18 protein-coding genes are annotated in these 21710 nt (G+C 46.1%); 2 read left to right on the forward strand and 16 right to left on the reverse strand.

The window, feature by feature from the left end; all coding sequences use genetic code 11:
- Window positions 1-126 precede the first annotated feature (126 nt).
- The 4 genes from dnaJ to hrcA form a co-directional block, all read right to left on the reverse strand.
- On the reverse strand, window positions 127-1251 hold the full coding sequence (gene dnaJ, locus C400_RS0121660) for a molecular chaperone DnaJ (RefSeq protein ID WP_016821615.1): 1125 nt from the start codon (window positions 1249-1251) through the stop codon (window positions 127-129).
- Between the two features lie 248 nt (window positions 1252-1499).
- Window positions 1500-3335, reverse strand: coding sequence for a molecular chaperone DnaK (dnaK, locus tag C400_RS0121665; protein WP_013372176.1), 1836 nt, complete (start codon window positions 3333-3335; stop codon window positions 1500-1502).
- An 87-nt stretch (window positions 3336-3422) separates the two neighbouring features.
- On the reverse strand, window positions 3423-3995 hold the full coding sequence (grpE, locus tag C400_RS0121670; protein ID WP_016821616.1) for a nucleotide exchange factor GrpE: 573 nt from the start codon (window positions 3993-3995) through the stop codon (window positions 3423-3425).
- A gap of 120 nt (window positions 3996-4115) precedes the next feature.
- Window positions 4116-5147 carry a heat-inducible transcriptional repressor HrcA gene (hrcA, locus tag C400_RS0121675; RefSeq protein WP_013372178.1) on the reverse strand — a complete coding sequence of 344 codons (1032 nt, stop codon included), beginning with the start codon at window positions 5145-5147 and terminating at the stop codon, window positions 4116-4118.
- 441 nt (window positions 5148-5588) lie between these two features.
- Here hrcA and C400_RS0121680 point away from each other — a divergent pair, with 441 nt between their 5' ends.
- Complete coding sequence (locus C400_RS0121680) at window positions 5589-6038, forward strand: hypothetical protein (protein ID WP_017428175.1); 450 nt, start codon at window positions 5589-5591, stop codon at window positions 6036-6038.
- A gap of 86 nt (window positions 6039-6124) precedes the next feature.
- Here the strand turns inward: C400_RS0121680 and C400_RS0121685 are convergent, their stop codons facing one another.
- The 6 genes from C400_RS0121685 to gpr all read right to left on the reverse strand — a co-directional run bounded on the left by C400_RS0121685 (window position 6125) and on the right by gpr (window position 13275).
- Complete coding sequence (locus C400_RS0121685) at window positions 6125-6601, reverse strand: N-acetyltransferase (RefSeq protein WP_017428176.1); 477 nt, start codon at window positions 6599-6601, stop codon at window positions 6125-6127.
- 156 nt (window positions 6602-6757) lie between these two features.
- Entirely contained in the window at window positions 6758-7945 is a 1188-nt protein-coding gene (gene hemW / locus C400_RS0121690) for a radical SAM family heme chaperone HemW (RefSeq protein ID WP_017428177.1), read from the reverse strand.
- A 412-nt stretch (window positions 7946-8357) separates the two neighbouring features.
- A complete protein-coding gene (gene lepA, locus C400_RS0121695; RefSeq protein ID WP_016821621.1) occupies window positions 8358-10172 on the reverse strand; it encodes a translation elongation factor 4 in 1815 nt (604 codons plus the stop codon).
- Between the two features lie 71 nt (window positions 10173-10243).
- On the reverse strand, window positions 10244-10753 hold the full coding sequence (locus C400_RS0121700) for a hypothetical protein (protein ID WP_016821622.1): 510 nt from the start codon (window positions 10751-10753) through the stop codon (window positions 10244-10246).
- 27 nt (window positions 10754-10780) lie between these two features.
- Window positions 10781-12040 carry a stage II sporulation protein P gene (locus tag C400_RS0121705; protein WP_017428178.1) on the reverse strand — a complete coding sequence of 420 codons (1260 nt, stop codon included), beginning with the start codon at window positions 12038-12040 and terminating at the stop codon, window positions 10781-10783.
- 233 nt (window positions 12041-12273) lie between these two features.
- Entirely contained in the window at window positions 12274-13275 is a 1002-nt protein-coding gene (gpr, locus tag C400_RS0121710) for a GPR endopeptidase (protein ID WP_017428179.1), read from the reverse strand.
- 198 nt (window positions 13276-13473) lie between these two features.
- On the opposite strand from gpr, the gene rpsT reads away from it, so the two are divergent.
- On the forward strand, window positions 13474-13746 hold the full coding sequence (gene rpsT / locus C400_RS0121715) for a 30S ribosomal protein S20 (RefSeq protein WP_013372187.1): 273 nt from the start codon (window positions 13474-13476) through the stop codon (window positions 13744-13746).
- 83 nt (window positions 13747-13829) lie between these two features.
- Here rpsT and holA read toward each other — a convergent pair whose 3' ends face one another.
- The 6 genes from holA to C400_RS0121745 all read right to left on the reverse strand — a co-directional run bounded on the left by holA (window position 13830) and on the right by C400_RS0121745 (window position 21574).
- Window positions 13830-14861: a DNA polymerase III subunit delta gene (holA, locus tag C400_RS0121720; protein ID WP_017428180.1), complete on the reverse strand. Its 1032-nt coding sequence runs from the start codon at window positions 14859-14861 to the stop codon at window positions 13830-13832.
- 213 nt (window positions 14862-15074) lie between these two features.
- Entirely contained in the window at window positions 15075-16538 is a 1464-nt protein-coding gene (locus C400_RS0121725; RefSeq protein WP_017428181.1) for an anti-sigma factor, read from the reverse strand.
- Window positions 16535-17083, reverse strand: a complete 549-nt coding sequence (locus C400_RS0121730; protein WP_013311184.1) for an RNA polymerase sigma factor — start codon at window positions 17081-17083, stop codon at window positions 16535-16537. The genes C400_RS0121725 and C400_RS0121730 overlap by 4 nt, the downstream gene beginning before the upstream one ends.
- 409 nt (window positions 17084-17492) lie before the next feature.
- Window positions 17493-20111, reverse strand: coding sequence for a ComEC/Rec2 family competence protein (locus tag C400_RS0121735; protein WP_017428182.1), 2619 nt, complete (start codon window positions 20109-20111; stop codon window positions 17493-17495).
- Window positions 20112-20313: 202 nt separating this feature from the next.
- The gene (locus C400_RS0121740; protein ID WP_016821629.1) at window positions 20314-20832 is read right to left on the reverse strand and encodes a deoxycytidylate deaminase; all 519 of its coding nucleotides are present in this window, start codon (window positions 20830-20832) and stop codon (window positions 20314-20316) included.
- Window positions 20833-20917: 85 nt separating this feature from the next.
- A complete protein-coding gene (locus tag C400_RS0121745) occupies window positions 20918-21574 on the reverse strand; it encodes a ComEA family DNA-binding protein (RefSeq protein ID WP_017428183.1) in 657 nt (218 codons plus the stop codon).
- Between the last annotated feature and the right edge of the window lie 136 nt (window positions 21575-21710).

A 21710-nucleotide genomic window follows, 5' to 3' on the forward strand; every position in this document is an offset into this window, starting at 1 on the left:
TGTTAACTCTGGTTATACAAAAATGGCTATGTATGTGTTTACGTGAATATAAAAAAAGGGACTATCCCGCAATTGCGGAATAGTCCCTCGGATTCATAATTGAAGCTCCGCGATTTCGACTTTGGCTTAGTCGCCTCGGAAAGCCCGCTTCACACGGTCAAAAAAGGACTGCTCATTCTCATGTGTCTGCTCTCCACTAAGCGAAGAGAACTGACGCAGCAAATCCTTCTGTTCCTCACTCAGCTTGCTAGGCGTTACCACAACTACCTTAATATGCTGGTCACCTTGACCTACGCCGCGCAGTTTTGGCACACCCTTTCCTTTAAGACGGAAATAAGTCCCTGTTTGCGTGCCTGCTGGAACTTTCAGCTTCACTTTCTCGGTCAACGTTGGGATCTCAACTTCATCTCCCAAGGCTGCCTGTGAGAACGTCAGCGGAATTTCACAGTAGATATCGTCTCCCTCACGCTCAAAGAAGTCGTGCGACTTCACGCGGAATACGACGTACAGGTCACCTGCCGGTCCTCCGTTGACACCGCCTTCGCCTTCACCGTTGATACGCATTTGTGCGCCGTCATCCACACCCGCCGGAATGCGAATATGAATTTTACGTTTCTTGCGGACACGGCCTGATCCGCTACAAGTCGTACATTTTTCTTTGATGATTTTACCGGAACCGCCGCAATTGGAGCAGGCGCGTCGGTTAACCATGCGGCCAAACGGTGTATTCTGCACCACTTCTTCCTGTCCACTGCCGTGGCAGACGGAACAGGTCTGTGGTTGAGTGCCCGCTTTGGCTCCTGTACCATGACACGTATCACATGTTTCCGTACGTTCAATTTGAATGTCGGTTTCTTTACCAAACACCGCTTCTTTGAATTCGATTGTCATCGTATATTGAAGATCGTTCCCTCGTTGCGGTGCATTCGGGTCACGTCGACCATTACCGCCACCAAAGAACATATCAAAAATATCACCAAATCCGCCACCGAAGTCGGCACCACCGAAGCCGCCTCCCATGCCCTGATTCGGGTCTACATGACCGTATTGGTCGTATCTTGCCCGCTTCTGACCATCACTGAGGACATCGTAAGCTTCTTTAACTTCTTTGAATTTAGTTTCTGCGTCCGCAGCCTTGTTCACGTCCGGATGATACTGACGCGCAAGCTTACGGTAAGCCTTTTTGACTTCTTCATCCGAAGCGCCTTTTGCGACACCCAGCACCTCATAATAATCACGCTTATCAGCCAATGTTCCACCCCCATGCCTACAACGTGTCTGCACTACATATAAAAGGAAAGCCAAAGGCGCGGGATGACCCGGCTTTGACCTTCCCATCATTTCAAGGCAGTACAACCCGTAATATGCTTATTTATCTTGGAAATAACAGTTACCCTTAGGCTAATTGCTATTTATCAAGGCAGCTACGCTGCTAATTATTGTTCAGTATATCATAACGTACCGGTATACCGTAAAGTTGCCACTACCCGATTCGTTGCTTAGTCTTTCTTCTGATCTTCGTCAACAACTTCATAGTCCGCATCAACTACATTGTCACGGCCTTTGCTGTCTGCTGCTCCGTCTTGAGCTTGCGCTGCTTGAGCAGCTTGCTCATACAATTTCACAGACAATTGCTGAACAATCTCAGTCAGCTCTTCAGTAGCTTTTTTGATGTCTTCCAGGTTATCGGATTCCAGCGTTTTTTGCAGATTTTCTTTAGCTGCATTTGCTTTTTCGACTTCACCTGCATCCGCTTTTTCGCCCAGATCTTTAATCGTTTTGTCTACGGAGTAGATCAGTTGGTCTGCAGCGTTTTTCGCTTCTACCAACTCTTTACGTTTCTTATCTTCTTCCGCATGCAACTCGGCATCCTTCATCATACGTTCTACTTCTTCGTCACTCAAGCCGCTAGAAGAAGTGATCGTAATTTTTTGGCTTTTGCCTGTGCCTTTATCTGTAGCAGATACGTTCACGATACCGTTCGCATCCAGATCGAAAGTAACTTCGATTTGCGGTACACCACGTGGTGCTGGAGGGATATCTCCCAATTGGAAACGGCCCAGTGTTTTGTTGCCTGCTGCCATTTCGCGTTCACCTTGCAGCACGTGAATTTCTACGCTAGGCTGATTGTCGGCATACGTCGAGAATACCTGCGATTTGCTCGTAGGGATTGTCGTGTTACGATCAATCATTTTAGTGAATACGCCACCTGCGGTTTCAATACCGAGGGACAGTGGAGTTACGTCAAGGAGAACGACGTCTTTCACATCACCTGTCAATACACCTGCTTGAACTGCCGCGCCCAAAGCTACCACTTCATCAGGGTTTACGCCTTTGTGAGGCTCTTTACCTGTCAGTTTTTTGATTGCTTCTTGTACAGCTGGAATACGTGTGGAGCCGCCGACCAGAACGATTTTATCGATGTCGCTAGCACTCATGCCTGCATCTTTCATCGCTTGACGAGTAGGTCCCAAAGTACGTTCTACCAGACCTGCGGACAATTCTTCAAACTTCGCACGAGTCAGGTTCAACTCCAAATGCTGTGGAACGCCATCAGCTACTGTGATAAACGGCAAGGAAATTGTCGTTGTCAGCACGCCGGACAGTTCTTTTTTCGCTTTTTCTGCTGCATCTTTCAGACGTTGTACAGCTGCTTTATCTTTGCTCAGGTCAATACCTTGATCTTTCTTGAACTCATTTACGAGGTAATCAATAATCACTTGGTCAAAGTCATCGCCACCCAGCTTGTTGTCGCCGCTTGTTGCTTTAACTTCGAAGAAACCATCGCCCAGTTCCAAAATGGATACGTCGAATGTACCGCCGCCCAAGTCATATACGAGGATGGTTTGGTCTTCGGATTTTTCCATACCATATGCTAATGCAGCTGCTGTTGGCTCATTGACAATCCGCAGAACTTCCAGACCGGCAATTTTACCTGCATCCTTAGTTGCTTGACGTTGACCATCATTGAAGTATGCTGGAACAGTGATAACCGCTTGAGAAACCGTTTGGCCCAGGTAAGCTTCAGCGTCAGCTTTCAGCTTTTGCAAAATCATAGCGGAAATTTCCTGTGCGGAATATTCCTTACCGTCGATGTTTTCTTTATGATTTGTACCCATGTGGCGCTTGATGGACATGATTGTACGATCCGGGTTCGTAATTGCTTGGCGTTTTGCCGTTTCCCCTACAGTACGCTCCCCATCTTTTTTGAAACCGACAACGGAAGGGGTTGTGCGCGCGCCTTCCGGATTTGGAATAACGACGGCTTCGCCGCCCTCCATAACAGCCACACAAGAGTTGGTTGTACCTAAGTCAATACCGATTACTTTGCTCATCGGACAATTCCTCCTTCTGTATATACGAGGCCCTCTGGCCAGAATGGTTGAATCAAAATGATGTAATTCTAATGTATATAGAAAAAGTTACATGCTAACTTTTACCATCGCTGGACGAAGCACCTTGTCCTTCAGCATGTATCCTTTTTGTACCTCTTCAACGACGATGCCTTCATCATGCTCTTCGCTCTCCACCTGCATAATAGCCTGATGGAAATCAGGATTAAACGGTTGTCCCACTGCATTCATGGCCGTCACTCCCTCTGCCTGAAGCACACTCTCAAACTGGCGGAAAATCATTTCCACGCCTTTGGTGAATGACTCAGACTCCGCTCCTTGCGTTGCTGTTGCCAGCGCTCGCTCGAAGTTATCCAGAACAGGCACCAACTCGGTAACAAGCTTCATAGACGCATATTTAGCAAGGTCTTCCTTTTCTTTCAGCGTACGGCGACGAAAATTATCAAAATCCGCCTGTGCGCGCAAAAACCGTTGCTGATGCTCCTCCGCCTCTGCACGAAGTTTTGCCACCTCTGTGTTTTCTTCCTCGGCTTCCAGTGCTGCCGCTTCATTCACCAGCTCGTCCTGCTGGCTCGTTTCGGCGGCTTCCTCTGTGCTTACATTTTGTTGTTTGTCATCTTGGAACGCTTGTTCTTCCTTCAAAATGTTTCACCTCCTTCAAGTTGTAACTCCCCTATAAAAGCACGCAACAATGCACCCGCGCAGGATACAAACCGTATCCCAGCGCGGAACATGTAGGACCGCAACCTATGCGATCTTATTTTATTTAAACCGTTGCGTTAGCATTGCGGTCAAATCCTTAGACAGGATACCCAAAATATTAATAACTCTCGCATACTCCATCCGCGTCGGACCCAATATACCTATAGTACCCAACGCTTCTCCGTCTACTGCATATGTAGCAGTAATCAGGCTGCAATTGGCAAATGCTTCATGATCATTTTCTGTGCCGATGCGGACTTGAATTTCAGGTGCTCCGGCTACAGGAGTCATCAGTTTAAGTAGCGTTGGTGTTTCCTCCAGCAGATCGAGAATATGTTTAACCTTTTCTACATCTTTAAATTCAGGCTGATTCAGCATGTTCGTCGCACCGCTTAAATATAGGCGCTGATCTGATTCATTATCGAGTGCTTTATCCAGCACCTTCATAGCGTCCTCAAAATGAGATACATGCTTCTCCATTTCCTGACCCAGCGCGGTGTAAAGGCGTGATTTAAGCTGATAAATCGGTACACCGACCAGCTTGCTGTTCAGTAAATTCACAACCTTTTCCATCTCGGAGATTGAAATTCCAGGCGGAATATCCACCGTTTTATTCTCCACCTGACCGGTATTGGTCACGATAATCGCCACAGCCGTCGTTTCGTTGAGCGGCAACAGCTGAAAATGACGCAACGAAGTATGAAAAACCTCCGGCCCAAGCAGGATGGAAGTATAATTGGTCATATGGGACAAAATGCCTGATGCATGCTGGATCACTTGCTCCATTACATTCAGCTTTTCGGCGTAAAAGGCTTTTAGTTCCCGCATTTCCATAGGCTTCAGTGTATTTAGTGGCACCAAATGGTCCACATAATAACGATAGCCTTTATGAGACGGGATGCGTCCCGCAGAAGTATGGGGTTGCTCCAGATAGCCCTGTTCCTCCAAATCCGACATTTCATTACGGATTGTGGCTGGGCTGAATCCGACATCCTGCCTTTTGGATATGCTGCGGGAACCCACTGGCTCAGCCGAACGAATGTAGTCATCAATAATCGCATTCAAAATGAGTCTCTGACGTTCGGTTAACAAGCGAATCCCCCCTTGTCATTTATCCATAATAGCATGATTGTTAAATGGAATCATTAGCACTCGTTCGCGATGAGTGCTAACTGATAATACAAAAATACCAAACCGACCTGATCATTGTCAAGTCAGATCAGTATTTTCAATAAACCAGATTTATTACATCCATTTGGATGACTACAATGAAACAGACTATTTGCAATTTTTCACGGAAAACCTCATTTTTCATCATATCCAAACCGTATTTATGTATAGGCAACAGAAAACTGAAAAATTTGAGACTGTGTCTACAAACTGTATAACTTTATTGCCTTTAAGGAGGAATGGGATCTGAGAAGCAAGCGCCGCAACCTTTTATACGCATTAATCGCTCTTTTAACTACAATTTGTATGTTTTACATTTTAATCGAATTGTTTCCGTACACAGGACTAGGAAGAATACTTGCTTTGCCACTAGTTTTTATTCTGAACGCTGCCCTTATCATTTCGGTGATCCACTTAATTCGTAAATTAAGACCCCTATGGTGTGCCTTAATTTTGGTCCCTACCATTCTGTTAAGCATGTGGAATACCATTTTATTTTACCCACAAGAATTCAGTCCAAGCATTCCCAAGCAAATCAAATATAGTGTGGCAGCTATACTGCATTATGATGATGTAACACCAGCCGACTGGGAAGGATACACATATCGTCCAAGCCGAACCGGAGAGTCTGAAAAATATGTTGTCGCCTTGTATAAATACAAACGTCAGGTTCCGTTAGATGGCACTACATACTTTTATAATGATACGGATTACCATAAGGACCATCCCATAAGAAGCTTGAATGATATACCTTCGGAACTGGAGCCTCATCATCAATTCATTTGGTGGTTACTCCAAACATTTGAGAAATAAACAGGGGCATAATAATGTAAGCTGTAACACATACACACGGCTACGTCCTGATAAAAAAACACTGAACTGACCTCATTATTGACAGGTCAGTTCAGTACTTTCAACACTGCGATTTCATCGCAATTGTTTTGCTTACTGCAGTGAATGCAGTCGGTCCATACCTTCTCAGGGAAAATCTCTTTGCTAACTACATCAAAACCGTTCTTTATAAAAAAGGATACCTCGTAGGTCAGTGCCATAATTTTAGGAATACGTTGCCGCCGTGCTTCTATAATAAGGCCTTCCACAAGCTTGGAGCCTATTCCCATTCCTTTATGCCCCTCAGAGATGCCAAGGGAGCGAATCTCTACCAAATCAGCCCCCAATTTGCATAAAGAACCACAGCCAACGACTTGGCCGTCCACCTCTGCAACAATAAACAGCTCCAGTTGGCGCGTAAGCACTTCCCTTGAACGTGGCAGCATAATCCCCCGCTCTGCATAGCCACTAATCATTTGATATAAAGGCTCCACATCCTCAGGAACCGCACTTCTGCACAATACATCTTTACACACTGAAGCCATCTTGCTCTCCTCCTGCCGCTTGCCGCATATAATGAATAAATATACAACACAACGCATAGAATCGCAATACTCCATTTACCCTGCTGTGGCAGAATGGTGTAATAAAATGATAGCCCAGCTTACGATGTCAAAATGTATTGTATTGAAACCTGCAACTTATGAATTTACCGTGATAGAACCGATGAACTCTGCAAATACGTCATTTCCGAATAAAATACCACGTTCGCTCAAACGATACCCATCCTCGATTGATTCAATTAATCCCGCATTCAGCATTTTTCTGAGAGGAACTGTAAACGTGTCTTCCAATGTCTGACCAAATTGAGCTTCAAAACGGGATTTAGACACACCTTCCAGCATTCTCAAACCGACCATGAGGAAATCCTCCATGGCTTCCGTCGTCGGCACCTCAAAACTGTCCAAACGCGGTAAACCATTCCGAGTAGCCTCCACATAAGGGTTAATGCCCTTAATGTTCATATGACGCTCTCTGCCAACATAACCATGTGCCCCAGCGCCAAGACCGTAATAATCCTCATTACGCCAATAAGTCATATTGTGCTTACTTCCCAAACCTGGTTTTGCGAAATTGCTAATTTCATACTGTTCATAACCCGCTTCTTTCATGCGACGCATGAGGAGCAAATACATTTCCAGCTCGTCATCTTCATGTGGAAGCGGCAGCTGATTTTTCTGGTACAACGTATGGAAGAGCGTATTCTCTTCAACCTTCAAACTGTAGATAGAGTAATGAGGAAGTCCCAACTCTAGGGCTCTACTGACGCTTTCATCCAGCATGTCCACCGTTTGGTTCGGCAAACCGAACATCAGGTCAATCGACAGATTGTCCAAGCCGGCCTTACGTGCGTTTTCCAAACTACGATAGACGTCATCTGTACTATGAATACGACCTATGCCTGTAAGCAGCTCATTCTGGAAAGCCTGCACACCAAAGCTGAGTCGATTGACGCCGCCTTCTTTCATCACAGAAAGTTTTTCAAAATCAGTTGTGCCTGGATTGGCTTCCATGGAAAACTCAATATCTTCCGCCCAATTTGGAAAATAGGTACGAACGCTCTTTAGAAAGTATTCCATTTCCTTCGGATTGAGGGTTGTTGGTGTTCCGCCCCCGACAAAAATGGTCTTTATCTGTCCTGGCGGGTGAAGTTTGACCGTATGTTCCATCTCCCGTTCCAAGGCATACAGATATTCCATAACAGGCTGATCCTTGAGCACATAAGAGTTAAAGTCACAGTAAAAGCATTTATTCGTGCAAAAAGGTATATGCAGATAAACCGCTTGAGGCGCGGATGAATATTCATGTTTTTGTATGGATGCGGTCATACCGATCCTCCTTGTCGATTCAGGGTTTAGTGAGAAAATGAGCCGAGGTCGAGACCAACCGCTTCGTGTTCCATTTGATCTTCTGATCGCTGTTACTCTCCAATTTTCCATTATATAAGCACTCTTAGGGATAAAATTGGGGAGTAAAGGCGAACGCTACGCTTCTCCAGATTCAAATGGCCCACTCCGCTGCTGCCCACCACGAGTCGGCCCATTTTTGTGGTGTAGGTGTTGCAGTAAAAGAGACACTGCTTTAAGAAATACTCTAAAGTTTTAATGATACTATGCTTTGTTACGCTGATTGTAACTTGAACGAACTCTCTGTCCTGAATAGCTTGCTCAAATAAAGAACGTCCATTCTCCATGCATGGCAAATGCCCCATGAAAGAATGGACGAATACTTCAAACTGCTTTACTCATCTATCTTCAGTACCGCCATAAATGCTTCCTGTGGTACTTCTACGTTACCGACCTGCTTCATACGCTTCTTGCCTTCTTTTTGCTTCTCAAGCAGCTTCCGTTTACGGGAAATATCGCCGCCATAACATTTGGCCAAGACGTTTTTACGCATAGCCTTAACGGTTTCACGCGCAACAACCTTTGTTCCTACAGATGCCTGGATTGGCACCTCGAACATTTGCCGCGGGATCAACTCGCGCAGCTTCTCACAAATGATACGTCCGCGGTGGTAAGCTCGATCTCTATGCACGATGAACGACAGCGCATCGACCTGCTCACCATTCAACAGAATATCCATCTTCACCAGATTTGATTGGCGATAGCCTGAAATCTCATAGTCAAAGGAAGCATAGCCTTTGGTGCTGGATTTAAGCTGATCAAAGAAATCATATACGATTTCAGACAAAGGAATCTGGTACGTAATTGTTACCCGTGTTGTGTCTAGGTACTCCATGTTCACGTACTCACCACGCTTGTTCTGACAAAGCTCCATAACTGTACCTACGTAATCATTGGGCACGATGATGCCCGCCTTAACATATGGCTCTTGTACATGTTCAATACGTCCCACTTCCGGGTAGTTGGATGGGTTATCGATTTCGATCGTTTCCCCATTAGTCAATTGTACACGGTAAATTACGCTTGGTGCCGTTGTAATCAACGGAATATTGAATTCACGTTCAATACGTTCCTGAATAACGTCCATATGCAGCAGACCAAGGAAACCGCAACGGAAACCGAAGCCCAGCGCACTGGATGTTTCCGGTTCAAAGCTGAGCGAAGCATCGTTCAGCTGCAGCTTTTCAAGCGCCTCACGCAGATCGTTGTATTCCGATGTTTCAATCGGATACAGACCGCAATACACCATCGGATTAATTTTCCGATAGCCTGGCATCGGTTCTGGTGTTGGATTTTTGGCATCCGTTACCGTATCCCCGACACGAGTGTCGCCCACATGCTTGATTCCGGCCACGATAAAACCAACATCACCGATATTTAGCTCATCCACGATCGTCATACGTGGCATGAAAGCTCCAACCTCGATAACCTCAAACGTTTTGTCAGTCGCCATCATTTTAATTTTCGAACCCGCACGGATACTGCCGTCCACAACACGTACATATACGATTACGCCTTTATAAGGATCATAATGCGAATCGAAAATAAGCGCCTTAAGCGGATTATCCGGATTTCCTTGCGGAGCAGGCACACTTCTGACCACCTGTTCCAAAATTTCCTTGATACCGATTCCAGCTTTGGCTGAAGCATGTACAGTTTCACTCGTGTCCAAACCGATAACATCCTCGATTTCCTGCTTTACCCGTTCAGGATCAGCACTTGGCAAATCAATCTTGTTAAGCACTGGCAAAATCTCCAGATTGTTGTCGAGCGCCAAATAAACATTAGCCAATGTCTGCGCCTCAATCCCCTGCGCTGCGTCTACTACCAGCAAAGCACCTTCGCAGGCTGCCAAACTACGAGATACCTCATAGGTAAAATCGACGTGTCCCGGTGTATCAATCAAATTCAAAATGTACTCTTCGCCGTCATCGGCCTTATAGGTGAGTCGCACTGCCTGGAGCTTAATTGTAATCCCGCGCTCCCGCTCCAGTTCCATCTGGTCAAGCACTTGCTCCTGCATTTCGCGGGAAGTGAGTGCACCGGTGTACTCCAAGATCCGGTCAGCCAGCGTGGATTTACCATGGTCTATATGTGCAATGATACTAAAGTTCCGAATTTTACGTTGTCTTGCCAAAATGTCAGTCATGCCTTACCCCCACAAAATGCCTAGTATCAATCAGCTTATTATAGCAGTTGTAAGGGGGGGCAGCAATATTTCTATTCTGTTACCCCGTCAAATACAGATACAACCCAGCGAATACCTTGTCTTGACAGGTTTTGAAGCAGCCCAGCCGTTTTATCGGCCATGGTATCCACCGAAGCCTGCTGCGCCTTTACGGCTAGCAGCTCACGAGGCGTCTCTAGGCCCTGCCGAATATTGTCATTCTGAGCAGTCTTCGTATCCCATTCATGTGTCCAGCGTGCGGTCTGCTCCTCACTTCGTTCGTTTGTTTTTCCTTCATTCGTGTCCGTTTGTGGCTCAAACTCGACCTTTCCACTTGTATTATACGTACGATTATACGCTCGGGCATTAGCTGCCGGGGTATCTTCAATCACCGTCTGCTCATAATCAACTTTCTGTTGATTCACCGATGAAACTGGATTCTCGTCCCATTCCGGGCCATAGACTGAGCGCAGGCCAGAGCCTGCCAGCTGCATGCCAAGTAATACGCCTGCTCCGATCAGAAGCACAAATCCAAGCGCTTTTTTACGAAAATGTCCGGTCATTATATCCCCCCCTAACTGCTGCCTTATTTAATTACCGCTGTTGTTCTTTTTGGTGTCAGATACGTTGGTACCCGCCTTCTGTGCTTTCTGATCCTCCCAATACACTTCACTGATCATGTCCGCCAAAACGTCAGAAGTTCGTTTTAACTCCTCCTCGGTGTTGTCAATCCCTCCGATTTCGATCAAAATGCTATGAGAAGACAAGCTTTGATTGTATTCACCATTGTTTCCTTTGCCGCCATCTTTTCCCCATACACCGCGCGATACGCCGTGATATGATTTTTCCAGCTTTTCATGAATGCGAGCAGCAAAAGCTTCATTTTTGCGCCAATTTTTGTTGTCATGTCCGATAATAAAATACACTTTGGCATAAGAAAGTCCATTAATCGTGGCTGTTGTTTTTCCATGACGTTGGGAATCACGATGAATATCGAGCAGATAAGTTAAACCTTTATTTTGAGCCAAAGCCTCCTTGACTGTTGTGCGTGAATATTTATAGGAGTAGTTCCAATTGTAATTTTGAACTGTGGTGGCATAATCCTTGTTTACATGCAGTGTAGATATCCCTTGCTTTTCCAGTCTCTTCTTTACAAAGTCTCCTACCCTTGATACATTAGCTGACTTAGAGCCTGAATTGGGGTTGGAACTGGTTTTGCTCAGTAATGGGTTATATGCTTCTCTGGGATGAGAATGGTAGATTAATATACGCTTCTCCCCTTTGGCGGCATCACCTGGATCATCCTCACGTGCAGGGTCTGTTTCCGGTGTTGTCGGAATATCCGGCGTAGTAGACGGCGGGTTCTCAGCTGCGTTTGAGCTCCCAGGGGTATCTGTCGTTCCCTGATCAGGCTGATAATCCGTAGGACCCTCTACCTTGATGTTCCCCGAACCCTTGCGCAGCAAGACAGGCGCTCCAGCAGCCATGCCAGGAATTTCACGAGAAATGAGACTTTTGGGATCTTGCGGATTAATACCTGTAAGCATCTGAAAAACAAATGGCAACCATTGTTCACCCGACAACGAAGAATGCTGTTTCTTTTGTGCCAAATGAGGTACCTCCATACCTAGCATATCCGCGAAAAAACCGCTGGACACCGAGCCTGCCAATCCTTTCATCGAAGAAACAGGAGAAGTTTGCAAACGATTTTCTGCCAGCCCTCCTAGTCCCAAAACGACAAATAAAAGCGCCGAGCCCATGATGAGCAGCACAAGCGTATGTCCCATTGCCAAAATTTCGATACCTTTTCTTCTCCATCTTCCGACGTTCCAGGTCTGAATTTTTTTCATGTGAGCCTTGTCCTCCTTCGTCCCGTCGAAACCCGCTTATTACATTCAGAACACAGGGTTCCTATCTGTTTCGGAAATCTCTTATACTTCAACTCTATGAACGGAGAACAATTACTAGAACACAAAAATCTCTATCTACAGGACAAGCCCATCCCTTTTTGAAAGAGATAGGCTACCTGTTAAATAGAGATTTTTGTGCCGTGTCTTAGAAAGATGGTTTTGCTAGCCTTTCATTAATGCGTATAAGCGGCGACATTGTCGGGATCAACAGCTTCATGTAGAGCTGCGTTCAAACCGGTCGCAATGATATTCGCGATATCTTCAATAAATTCATCGATCTCTTTTGGAGTCACAATCAAATCATGCCCCAGCGGTTGAAGTACCTCTCTCACCAGCCCGAGTCTCTCAGGTTCAGAAATATCATCCAACATTCCCAGAATTACTTTGGTAGAAGCCTTTTCTTTGGTAAAATGCGTTTTCATCAGTTCGATTACATTATTGACGATGGTCGAAGCATAGCATACCGTTGGAACGCCGATAGCAATACACGGAACCCCCATAATATCCTTGGTGATACCGCGGCGCTTGTTGCCAATACCTGAACCCGGATGTATTCCGATATCCGCCACCTGGATGGTCGTATTGACACGCTCCAGTGAACGTGACGCCAAAGCATCAATAGCAATAATAAGCTCTGGTTTTGTGCGGTCCACAATGCCTTGAACGATCTCACTGGATTCGATTCCCGTGATACCAAGAACACCCGGCGCAATCGCACTCACATCCCGATATCCAGGGTTGATCTGATCAGGTGTCAGTTCAAAATATTGACGGGTGACCATTAAATTTTCAACGACAAGCGGACCCAGCGAATCAGGAGTAACGTTCCAATTCCCCAGCCCTACCACCAGCACCCTTGCCACCTTAGGGATCCCTATTTTTTGTATAAAATGCTCCATTTCTTTTGCAAAGGCAATGGCTACCCGTTGTTGGAGTCCAGTGTCGCCTTCACGCAAGCCAGGTACTTCGAGCGTAACGTAATGCCCTTGTACCCGCCCAATACGGTTGGCTCCTTCCTCATTTAATACATCCAGCCGCGTAATTTTAATCCCGTTATCTTCCTCCACATTCTCATTTATACCCGTCAGCGGGACAGGCTGATTCCGTTCTGCCAGCTCTCTTGCCTCTAATGCCAAATCCGTGCGTACCGCATACTTCTGCAAATCCAGATCCATCTGTTAAACCTCCTTATATACCATCTCTGGCTATAGTGTGCGAGACACCCAACAGGTTTATGCACATCCATTTTCATCCTGTAATTTGCATCGTCTTAGAATGTTTTCTTATTGCAATTTGGGGTGTGGCATGCTAAAATATTTTAAGTTGTGAAACGTTTGTGTTCATAAGTAATGCCTTTACAGGAGGTGAATGTAATGCCAAACATCAAATCCGCTATCAAACGCGTTAAAACTAGCGACAAACGCCGTGCGTTGAACGCTTCCCAAAAATCCGCGCTTCGTACAGCAGTTAAAGCTGCCGATACAGCGTTGGTAGGTAACGAAGCTGAAGCTGCTGCTGCTGCTTTCAAAGTGGCTTCCCAAAAGCTGGACAAGGCTGTAACTAAAGGTCTGATCCACAAAAATGCAGCTGCTCGCAAGAAATCTCGCTTGGCGAAAAAACTTAACGCTCTTACAGCTCAAGCGTAAGCACGAGCTACTTTTATACGTTAATGAAAAAATCCTGACCAGCCTTGGCTGATCAGGATTTTTTAGTTTATAACTTTATGAGATTAGATTGAAGCGCCTGCCCCCATTTTCATTAAAAACAGTTCCAGTCCCAGCACCTTGTCAACGACACCTGTCTTCATATGATAGTCCAGTTCGCCCAGTTCATAGAGAAGCTGGCGCAGCTGCTCAGAACGGAAGCGTCGTGCTTGATCCCCTGCAACTTTCACCCCATAAGGATGCAAGCTGAGCTGACTCGCAATTTGTTGCTGAGAATAGCTTTGACCTGCCAGCTCTTTGACCTGCAACATAATACGAAACTGCCGTGTGATCAAAGCTGCTATCTTGATGGGTTCTTCTTTTTGCTTAAGCAATTCATAAAAAATACTGAGCGCCTTATCCAGCCGCAAATTAGCCAGATCCTCGACCATCGCAAATACGTTCTGCTCTGTATTACGAGGCACAAGGGATTCAATGTCAGCGGATGAGATCGTTCCCTGCGCTCCTGCGTACAAGCACAGCTTATCTATCTCGGCTGCCAAGGATTGAAGCCCGACACCCGTGTATTGAATGAGTCTCTCAGCCGCTCCTGCTGCCAACTGCACTTCTCTTTCTGCTGCACGCTTATGGACCCAAGCCACAAGATCATCTCCACCCATAGGGGCGAAAGCAATAACTGAGGCATCACTTTTCAGTTTCTTGACGATCTTTTTCCGTTCATCCAACTTTTCAGCCTGAACCGTAAAAACGATGACGCTATAGTCAGTCGGGTTATCCATGTAAGTCAACAGCGTCTCAAGACGGTGCTCTATTTTGCCGTTATCTTTGCCTGCTGCAAATACACTGGTATCCCGTACAATAATTAGCTTCTTTGGCACCAGAAAAGGCGCTGTTTCTGCGTCCTCTACAACCACCTCAATTGGCGTCTCGGTTAAATCATAAGAACTAATGGCGAAGTCACGATGCTCCTCCTCGACCACCTTCTCTTTTAGCATCTCAACAAACTGCTTCATTTGATACTTTTCATTGCCATATAACAGATACACTGGCGAAATATCACCTTTACGAATAGCCTTAGAGGCTGTTTTTACATCCATTTTCCGTTCCCCCCACCCACTGATCGTACCTGACATCCGACCGGAAGGCAAGTCATGACACAAACAAAGGGACCCCACCTTTAGGCAGAATCCCTTCACCACCATCTATATCAACACGGCAGCAGAAAGCTCTAGAAACTTTCGGCCGTCGGGATACGACGTCGGTTCATATAGTTTATTCTCTGTTTCTAAAAAGTGTGCCACTTACGAAAACTATTTTCCAGTGCCACGCGGAACGGTGTACGTATATTTACTTGCAGTCCCATCCTGCTCTGTCTCATACATAAAGGTCTGGCTGTCATCTGACCAGCTTCCTTTGACCCAAGCACCCTTCAGGGTACGGACTTCCAGTGTTGTTCGGTCTACACCGTTATCGGAAAGCTTATACACTTTCAGCTTTTTGCCCTCAATAGCCACCGCATAGCTACCATCAGGCGAGTTGAACTGATCTGTAGAGGCCGACTGGGCACCATAGGTGGAAGCATTATTACTGTCCGGAGAGACCAGCGAATTAGATACAAAGCCTTCTCTACGAACCGGGTCTTGTGACACCGATGATTGCTGATCATTAGAATCGGCATTGCTGCTATCCGCCCCTAAAGAGTTCCCCGCATCCTTGGTGACACTTTTGGATGTCGCATCTTTCGACGTTTCATTTGAGGCAATTCGACTCTGTACCTTTAATTCCTGGCTAAGCGACGAAGATGCATCATTTGTACTTGTATCATCGCTATTATCCTCCTGAGCGGTACTCGTACCCGCTAAAGGTGCCTTTTCCATTTTCGGATCCAGCTGTTCATCAGGAGCAATCGTGGGTTGATCAGATTTTTTCTGTCTTAGCTGTTTGTCATCGGATGTAGGAGCATCTGCAGGCGAGTCATCCTTTGTCGCCTGACGATCGACGTTCGGCTGTCCCTGCTTTTCATCCTGATGGGATGAATGCTTAGTCGGTGCAGACTTTGTTGAAGGTTCCTCGCCAGCTTGCTGGTCATCGACCTTCCCAGCATCCTGTTTGGAAGGATTCTTTTCGCTATCTGAACTGTCTGTTCCCTGGTTGCCCAGGTCAGGTTCCTTATCTGCAGGTGTCAGAGAGGAATCAGCACCTTGTCCCTGTTCAGATGGCTGCTTGGTCGATTCCGCTCCAATGGCTGCATCACGTCCTCCACTCCCATTGGTCGTACCTGGAATTTCCGTCTGAGTCTGCTGGCTTGTCACCTCGGGTGACTGGGATGTAAGTATACCTTCCGCATCCTGCACTGTTTTAGGCTCAAAGTTGAATACTACAATCCCCAGTACAACGGCAGCGGCAGCCACGCCCATGGCAGCACGCCCTCCCACCCTGTTCCACCAAGGTATAGGCTGAGTACGTTGTCTAGGCCCTGCTCCAGACTCTGGATCAGCAGCCACAGGCTGCATTTCCTGAAGCGCGCTTCCCTGCTCTTCACGTGCGCGGTCAATGGCATCAAGCTGAGGCATGATGGAATCCACCAGGCTGAACGCCGGGGAAACCGCAGGCAATTCCTCCAGCTCGCGAGAGAGTGTCTGAAGAATATGGAATTTTTCCGCACAGTCCGGGCAAGTCGCAATATGGTTCATTAATTGGGACGTCTCTTCTTCGCCCAGTTCATGATCCACATAACGCTGCATCCAATCCATCACCTCTTCTCCACACTTCATCCTGATACACCACCTTTCTGATATTCCTGAAGTAGCCCTTGCAATTGCTGTCTTGCACGATACAAGTATGACTTGACCGTATTTAGCGGCAAATCCAGAGAATCGGCAATCTCGTTATAAGAGAAATCCTGCAAATATCTCAGGACAATTACCGTCCGGTGGTGTTCCGGGAGCTGTTGTATAGCCTCACGAACATCCTGTGCCATGTAAGAGGTTAACACCTCAACCTCCACGTTTTGGGGGTCGTTAAATATCATGTCATGCTCGTCAATGGAAACCGAAGGCTTTGTTCTTCTGAATTTGTCGATGCATATGTTCGTTACAATGCGCTGGACCCAGGTTTTAAACTGTGCTTTTTCCTCATAAGAGTTAATTTTGGAATATATTCGTATGAGGGCTTCTTGTGAAGCATCCATGGCGTCCTGCTCATTATTTAGAATGTAATATGCCGTACGGTACACATGCTGTTCTATCTCTCTTAATAGGGTAATGAGAGCGTCGCGATCGCCCGATTGAGCGGCTCGGATGAGTCCCTGCTCTACCACAAAGGATCCCCCTCTCCCTGCAATATTACAGACGTATCCCTTTTGCAAATTGTTGCAGGATAGACGTCTGACGCTAATTTTTATTTTTTTAATAAAAAAAAATTATAACAAAATGCCCAGAATCCCCATTGTATCCTCCCTTAGAATAACAGAAAAAGGGAAGGTAGTCACCTTCCCTCAGCCCCTACATACATCTAAATACTAGACCTATTAAACTGCATGAAACATTTTGTCACTTCTTAGAAATCAGAAAATTAGATATGAGTTGTAATCGATAAGATAGAGCAATCGGATCTTGAAAATAAAAATCGTCGATTAAGAATTGATATACCTTATCTGATTTAACGGCAGGCAGGTTCTTGGCTGTTACAAGCCTGCTTTTTTGTAGTTGAAGATGATTTTAACAAAATCATTTTGAATTCGTCTGTTCACGTCTGCGTTGATACCGAACACTCAGCTTACCTTGCTGCGCACGAATCTGCACCTCTCCCATTGTATCTGTTCGATATATGGCAGAATCAACCTCCGCCAAACGTTCCAATACTGCTTGATTCGGATGTCCATAAGTGTTGCTTGCACCAACTGAAATGACGGATACTTTCGGCTGCCAATAGGACAACCACTCTTCCGAGGTGGAATACTTACTTCCGTGATGTGCCACTTTCATAACGTCTACAGCTTTCCTTGCAGCTCCTATTGCTCCCTGAGCTTTCACATGGGATGAAGAATGGGTTAATTCAGAAATCAACAGCGACTCTGCGGCATCATCCATATCTCCTGTGAATAAAAACGAGACCCCCTCCATCTCTAAAATCATGGCAACGGAATAATGATTCTGTTCCTTCATAACAGGCAACTGCCCAGATTCGTTCTCCTCCAGCTTAAACGGATAGAGAAAGCGAATTGTCGTATCCCGGTCTGGTTCCCACTCCATGCTATGATGTGCACCGTACAGCTTGATCTGCTTGTTCAATGCCGTGTTTAACAACTTTCGAAATGGAGCTTTGTCTGTTAGGGTACCGTTAAAAAACAAGGTGGTTACGGGAATCTGGTCAAATATAGCCTGTAGTCCTCCGGCATGATCATGGTCTCCATGCGTTAAAATGACAGCGTCCAGCCGATGCACCCCACGTTGCTTTAGCAAAGGGACAATCGTATCCGCGCCAACCTCGTAGGGATCTGTACGCTTGCGCCAAGCATTTTTCCCTGTTGCAAAGTCCATCGTACCCCCACCATCTACCAAAATATGTTTTCCTCCCGGCGTTGTAATTAAAATGCTATCACCTTGGCCCACATCCAGATATTGAACAACTCCCGTGTTTCTTTCACTAGGAGATTGGTACCCTATACATAGTATGCCAAGCCAGGCAATACCACTTAAAGCCAGTGCCACATGACGATATCCATCCCACTGTCGATGCGCAAATTTCCCTGCACCCTTCGGTTCATGATCCTTTTGCAAAATAGCCGCCCACTCGGCAGAAGCCGCTAGTCCTGTATGCACAGGTGAAGCTATGGGATTAGATTTCACATCGGAAATGTCGCCTGTTTGCCTTCGAGATATCAACCATGTTTTGAGCCAGTACAGAACGCTGTACAAAGCTGCGTAATATGCCAGAACCCACAGAATAGAAGAAGACGGCCAAATACTCACATAAGCATCATCCACATTCATCCATTTCACAAGCGAAAAGGTTAGATCGTTTAATTGCTCCGCTGGCCACGCAAGGATGCGAGCCCCCTCCCCCCATAAAAAGGCCATTCCCATTGCCACCGTACCTAGTGGAAGCACGATATATGTAATTAGGGGGACAAGTAAAAAATTAGCCGCAAATGATAATATCGAAAATTGATTAAAGTAGAACACCGTCATTGGAAACGAAACAAGCTGTGCCGTAATTGTGATCGCAACTTCACCACCGATCAGGAGGGGCCATTTGGCGAAAAACGGCTTCATAAGCGGCATATATATGAGCAACCCACCTGTCACCAAAAAGGAAAGCTGAAAGCTGATGCTAAGCAGGTAGTATGGATTCCATAGCAGCATAAGCAACGCAGATACACTTAAAATATTAAGTCCGTCTTTGAGCAACCCTCGCCGAGCTGCAAACAGTCCGATCATCGCCATAATCCCTGCTCTTACAACAGAGGGAGAAGCACCTGTTAGCAGCACATAAGCCGGAATCAGTACCATCACAATCGTAAGGGAGGTTTCACGGCTAACTCGTAACAGCTTGAGTAAATATAATAATGTGGCCGCATATACCGCCACATGCATACCTGATATCGCCAAAATATGCGTTAAACCAAGCTGCGTAAATTCATTATACGTTGCTGGGTCCAGCTCATCTGTAACCCCAAGTATCAGACCTTTCATATATCCTGCGTGAAGAAGTGAAGTAAAAGCAGATTCCATTTTTTGACCTAGCTGCTCTCTAAGCTGATCATTCCATCTCAATAATGTGTAGCGGTTCCACAGTGAAGCCTTCTGCCTCTGTAACGAGACGGCTCCAGCCCCCTTGATAAGCCAGTGAATTTCCTGCGTGTGCAGGTACTCACTGTAATCAAAGCTACCAAAGTTCCCCGCTTTTGCTGGTGCCTTTATGCTGCCACGCAGCAGGATTGCATCCCCACGCTGCCACGCTGCCGCAAGTTGCTGTTCCTGCTTCGCCGCCAACTTGATATGAACAATGACCTGTTCAGAAATAGACCCCCGATGTTCATCCTTATTGGAATGACTGGCAAAGTGATGAATTGAAGTAACTCTCATCTCAAACTGCGCACGATCACCATCAATCTCAACTTCTGAAGCAATAAACCCTGCTGCTTGAACAGGCATGTCTTCTATGACAGAAGAAGATACATGAAGTGCACCAGGAATACTGCTCACGTTATGCGTATCATGCCAAAACCAATGAAATCCACCACCACTCAATGCAATCCATAGCAATACCATATGTCGGCTAGGAATTTTCATCAATAAAGCTATAAGCGGGAAAACCAGAGTAATTCCCGCCCACAGCACCAAAAGTATACGTCCCGAATACAGACACGCTCCCGCACTTCCTATAATCCAACAAACAGTGAGGCTTAATATAGGCCTAGTAAACACAAGTTGGGCTTGAATACAATCACCTTCCCATTAGCAAACATTGCTTTCTGTCAACACACAAAACAAAAAAAGAACCCCTGACAAAATAACATTGTCAGAGGTTCTTCCTCGTTATTATTTAATCCTTAACATCCATCAGCGTTTCCTGCGGTGGATGATAAGTCTCCAGCATGCGAAAGGCGATTCCCTTTTCCTCCATCATAGCTCGAACCTTGTCGGCATCTTTTGGATAAGGTCGGTGATATACAATCTCCACAATGCCGCTGTTCGCCAGCATATTGGCACACGTCCAGCACGGCTGGTCGGTGACATATACTGAGGAGCCTTCACGGTCAATCCGGTCAGTAAACAGCAGCAGGTTCTGCTCCGCATGAATAGTGCGAATACAACGCTGCTTCTTAACCATTTCCTCCCGTCCATCACGGTGAACGACCTCATATTCCTCCGAGATCATACAGCCTGCCTCAGAACAGTCAGGCACCCCGGATGGTGCTCCATTATAGGCCGTCCCCAATAGCTTCTTACCTTGCACAAGTACGGCTCCAACATGACGCCGCGAGCAGCGCGAGCGGGTGGATACCATATAAGCGATATCCATGAAATAGGTGTCCCAGTCCTTGCGTACATCTGCACTCATTTCCATCTCTCCCGTATAAACAAGTTAAACGTAAAACATATCCGTTACAGCCACTCTCAAAGCCTACACCGTAAACTTAAATAAGTTATAAGCTAACATACGGCTTCATTTTCGCTAACATTTTAGCTCCGATTCCCTTTACATGATCCAAATCGTTCACACGTTTGAACAGCCCGTGCTGATTACGATAGTTCAAAATAGCCTCGGCCTTTTTAGCCCCAACTCCCGGCAGCTCCATTAACTCGGCAGCAGTCGCTGTGTTAATGTTCACCTTTTTTTCACCGGAAACGGATGGAGTAGCCGAATCATTCACCGTATTTGTCCTACTCGTCGTTGCAGCATTCGAACTGGCAACAGCTGTGTCTGATCTCGAGTCCGCAACATCTGACTGCTTTACGGTACTTGAATTCCCCGCCATGGAGTGTTCAGAGTTTTCACTCATATCAGCAGATACACCCGTAGAACTCTGCTTAGTATTATGCTTCACATTGTCAACAGCTTCGTCATTCGCACTGCGTTCAGCTTGGTCTGAAGCCTCTTTTACAGCATGCTTTCCTTCGGCATACTCACTGCTGCGCTGTGACTCAATTGGCTGCGACTCTATCGCCAAAGCCTGCTCCACCTTATGGTTAAGCAAACTCCACTTTTCTTGTGGCTCAGTTCGCTGCCCTCCAGCAAACAAAATAAGTCCACTCCCGATTACAGCAAGCGTTATTGCCGTTCCTGTCCATACGCGTTTCATTTTTCGTATCGTCCCCTACTCCACATGGATTTCGAGAATTTTGAGCCGACTGAAAACACCGTCTCAATTAAACAGAGCAAGTCTGTTCAATTCCCGTCAAACCGGAGGTTGTAAACACCTCCATACGGTATCGCTG

The sequence above is a fragment of the Paenibacillus sp. ICGEB2008 genome (assembly GCF_000307675.1).
GTDB classification, from domain to species: Bacteria; Bacillota; Bacilli; order Paenibacillales; family Paenibacillaceae; genus Paenibacillus; species Paenibacillus polymyxa.